General features: G+C 36.5%; 5 protein-coding genes. 1 reads left to right on the plus strand and 4 read right to left on the minus strand.

What is annotated here, in order from left to right; genetic code table 11:
• The first annotated feature begins 138 nt into the window (after positions 1 to 138).
• Positions 139 to 720, plus strand: a complete 582-nt coding sequence (locus E1171_RS05445; protein WP_155204855.1) for a TlpA family protein disulfide reductase — start codon at positions 139 to 141, stop codon at positions 718 to 720.
• A gap of 358 nt (positions 721 to 1,078) precedes the next feature.
• On the opposite strand, the gene lgt is transcribed toward E1171_RS05445, so the two are convergent.
• The 4 genes from lgt to E1171_RS05465 all read right to left on the minus strand — a co-directional run bounded on the left by lgt (position 1,079) and on the right by E1171_RS05465 (position 3,814).
• On the minus strand, positions 1,079 to 1,915 hold the full coding sequence (gene lgt, locus E1171_RS05450; RefSeq protein WP_155204857.1) for a prolipoprotein diacylglyceryl transferase: 837 nt from the start codon (positions 1,913 to 1,915) through the stop codon (positions 1,079 to 1,081).
• Between the two features lie 97 nt (positions 1,916 to 2,012).
• On the minus strand, positions 2,013 to 2,390 hold the full coding sequence (locus tag E1171_RS05455) for a VOC family protein (RefSeq protein ID WP_155204859.1): 378 nt from the start codon (positions 2,388 to 2,390) through the stop codon (positions 2,013 to 2,015).
• Positions 2,391 to 2,603: 213 nt separating this feature from the next.
• Positions 2,604 to 3,182, minus strand: a complete 579-nt coding sequence (locus tag E1171_RS05460; RefSeq protein WP_155204860.1) for a carboxymuconolactone decarboxylase family protein — start codon at positions 3,180 to 3,182, stop codon at positions 2,604 to 2,606.
• A 74-nt stretch (positions 3,183 to 3,256) separates the two neighbouring features.
• Positions 3,257 to 3,814 carry a peroxiredoxin gene (locus tag E1171_RS05465; RefSeq protein WP_155204862.1) on the minus strand — a complete coding sequence of 186 codons (558 nt, stop codon included), beginning with the start codon at positions 3,812 to 3,814 and terminating at the stop codon, positions 3,257 to 3,259.
• Positions 3,815 to 3,820: the final 6 nt, after the last annotated feature.

The following is a 3,820-nucleotide window of genomic DNA, read 5'->3' on the forward strand; positions in this document are numbered from 1 at the left end:
CACACGCTCTATTTGTCCACTTAAGTCTTAGTTTTTAACAATAAGGTAGGGAAAACATTGCCCATCCTATTATTTCTAAAATCAAGAATTAAGAACATTTTTTAATAAATTCAAGAATCCTTTTTAAAATATATAAGTATGTCATTCTTAAAGAGATTTAAAAATCACTTTGGCAATAAACTCTTAATTATTGCAGGTTTGCTTATTTTTTCCTCCTTTTTGGTAACTGCCCAGTATGTAAATGCCAGTTCCCAACCAAAGCAAGTTCCCATACCAGAACCTTCTTCGGAGCAAGAATTTCCTGATGCTGATTTTTCCATGCAATTAAAAGATATGTCAGGTAAGCAGATTAGCCTTGAGGACCTAAAAGGTAAGGTTATATTTATGAATCTTTGGGCAAGTTGGTGCTCTCCTTGTATCAAAGAAATGCCCTCTATTCAAGCCCTATACGACAAAACGGATAGAGATAAGGTAGCCTTTGTAATGCTTTCACTTGATGAAAATGATGAAAAGGCAGAAAAATTTATCAAAAAGAGAGGATTTACTTTCCCCGTTTATCGACTTACTAAAAATGAACTTCCTGGATTATACCAAACTCAGGCCATTCCCACTACTTATGTAATTTCTCCAAAAGGAAAACTGCTTGTGCGCCATCAAGGTATGGCTGATTACAGCAGTCAGGATATGGTGGATTTTATTAATGAGGCATATCAGCAATAGATTTTCGTTTTTTTTTAATTTATCTAAGAAAAGCAAAGGAGTAAAAGTGTTTTTACTCCTTTGCTTTTCTTTTTTATTTGGGGAAAAGTACAAAAACTTTGATTACCTATATCATAGGACATTAAGGATACGGTACCCGCCGAAGAATGGACTATATTGTATTATTGCTCCCCACAAAAGACTATTACCAGACAGCCATTCGAACAAAAAGGCAATGAAGGAGATTTAGGGTTAACAACTTTGAAGTTCGCATTTTGTGGAAAACTAGTTCAGGAGTTTACTAGTATCCGAAATATGAAATTTTTATCAAAGCAAGCACTAAACATCTCCTGACATAAAAAAATAAAGATGTAAATTTTTAAAGACTGACCATTTTTCTGGTTTTAATTAAGCCATAAAATATAAAAGCCAACCCCAAAAGAATGTAAGGCAAGCTTAAAATCTGCCCCATGTCCAAAAACATATTTTCCTCAAAAGCTACTTGCCGCTCTTTAATAAATTCAATTATAAACCGAGCCACAAAAATCAACGTAAGGGAAAGACCAAAGAAAAACCCATTTTGTAACTTTTTCCTTTTAGAGCGATATAAAGTCAACAATAACAGGAAAATTAGAAAATAGGAGATCGCCTCATAAAGTTGGGCTGGGTGTCTTGGCAAGTTATCTACTCTTGTATATATAAAACCCCATGATTTAGTGGTGGGCATTCCAATAATTTCAGAGTTCATCAAATTAGCAAGCCTAATAAAAATTCCAGCTAAAGGGCCTACAATGGCAATTAAATCAATGGTTTGGATCAGAGACTGCTTCGTTTTGCGGGAATAAATGATCAAAGCTATTATCATCCCTAATGCGCCTCCATGACTTGCCAGCCCCTGGTACCCAGTAAACTTAAATCCCCCTTCCGGCAGGAATCTGATCGGAAGGATCATTTCCAAAGGATGAGCTAAGTAATATTCAGGTTCATAAAACAAACAATGTCCTAACCTGGCTCCCACAAGAATTCCAACCATTCCATAAGTGGAAAGTTTTTCCAAATTCTCCTGAGGAATCTTTTCCTCTTTGAAAAGCTTCCCTAAAATATAGATAGATATGATTAATCCACTTACAAAAAGAAGCCCATAGTACCGAATAGAAATTCCAAAAAGATTAATAATTTCAGGGTCAACACTCCAAGTTATATAGCTTAAAACCATACTATTAGCATTAATTTAGTGGCAGAACTCCTTCTTATGATACAAAAGGATTTGTCTGACAATAAATATCATCCAATTTTTTATTTTAAACTAGTTCTTACTTAATTTTCCAGGGTGGATTTTTTCGGTTTTCCCCCGCATGAAAAAGGATTAGTTGATTTCCGTCAGGGTCTTTCAATTTGGCCTCCCTCCACAACCAGCGCTGATCTTGTGGCAAATTATCAAACTTGATTCCTTTCTTAATCAGCTCCTCAACCACTTCATCCAATTTCTCTAACTCAAAATAAATGATAATTCCCTGCCCAGTAGGCAACTCATCCACCTGATGCAGCGAAAGGGTTGAATCCCCAACGGGAAACTCAAAGCGAGCATAGCGCGGATGCGTATGGACAATGAGCTTTAGACCCAGTTTTTCATAGAAAGGTATGGCTTTCTCTACGTCTAAAGACGGAACAGTAATTTGGTTAAGATCCATGATGGTAAATTTATTGGCAAAGAAAATTCTCTTAAAATAACCCGTGGCATTTTAAAGCTTATTTTAATTTTTTGTTTTTAAACGAAAATGGAGTTTTGGAAAACCGGCTAAGGCGCTTTTTTAGCTCGTATCCGGAATTTACAGGCGATAAAAGCAATCAAACATAGGTTTTCAAAAGCCATTTGCAGCCAAAAGAAATTTTTAAACAAGCTCTTAACTAACTACTTTACTCAAACCGACTACCACAGCCCCAAGTCTTGTTGCATCAAAAATACGTTGTTCGCTTGTTCCCAATTGACTCAAAGACGCTTCATGAGCATTCACACACATTTCACAACCATTAACAGCCGAAATTACAGTGCTGAGCAACTCAAAAAACTCTTTTCCCAAAACGGGGCGCATCATGATACCCATTTTTACCTTTACTGGTAAGTGCTCATAACTATCTTTTTTCATAAAATGCTTAAAGCGATACAACACATTATTGGTAGCCAATAATGATGCGCATGCATAAGCTTCAGAAATTTCGGCTTCTGAAGCCCCTTCCTCCAGAGCCAATTGTTGAAAAGCCCTTGTTAGAGCTTGATGTTTTTCATTGGCAGCTACCGCCAGAGCAATTAACAATCCTTCTTTACGGTTGATGGTTTCGGTTTGAATACTATTTTTTAGGTTTACTCTTAAGTCTTTAATGTATTTTGAATCATTTTCTGCCAAATAATCCAAAACCGGAAATGACTCAGACAATTGAAGGTCTTTTTGTAAATCTTCTTTTATTTCTATTACTACACTCATTGTTTTAAAATCTTTTATTTGCAAATAAGAGGAGGGAAAAGCCCCCCTCGAACTATTATTAGGGTTATAGCAGCTTATGCCTCAATTGTGGCTTCTCCGGCTTTCCAATTACAAGGACAAAGCTCATCCGTCTGCAAAGCATCTAATACTCTCAACACTTCATCTACATTTCGACCCACACTCAAGTCATTAACAGATACCCATCGAATTACTCCTTGTGGATCCACTATAAAAGTAGCCCGATAAGCCACCTTTTCCTCATTCTCAAGAATTCCCAGCTCAGCCGCCAGAGATTTAGAAGTATCGGCCAACATTGGGAATTTCAAACCCTTTAAATCCTCATGGTCTTTTCTCCAGGCCAGGTGTACAAACTCAGAATCAGTAGAAGCTCCCACCAATTGAACATCCCGGTCACGGAATTCTTCATATTGCCGATTAAACTCAGCAATTTCAGTAGGACACACGAAAGTAAAATCTTTAGGCCACCAAAACATCACCAACCATTGGTCCTGTTTTTTATGGTGCTCAGAACTAATCTCATTAAACTCTTTTCCTTTTTCTAAAGAAGTTACTGCAATCTTGTTGAAAGTTGGGAATTGATTTCCAATTGATATTACTCTATTATTCTCCATTTTTTT

The sequence above is a fragment of the Xanthovirga aplysinae genome (genome assembly GCF_009711365.1).
In the GTDB taxonomy this organism is placed as follows: domain Bacteria; phylum Bacteroidota; class Bacteroidia; order Cytophagales; family Cyclobacteriaceae; genus Xanthovirga; species Xanthovirga aplysinae.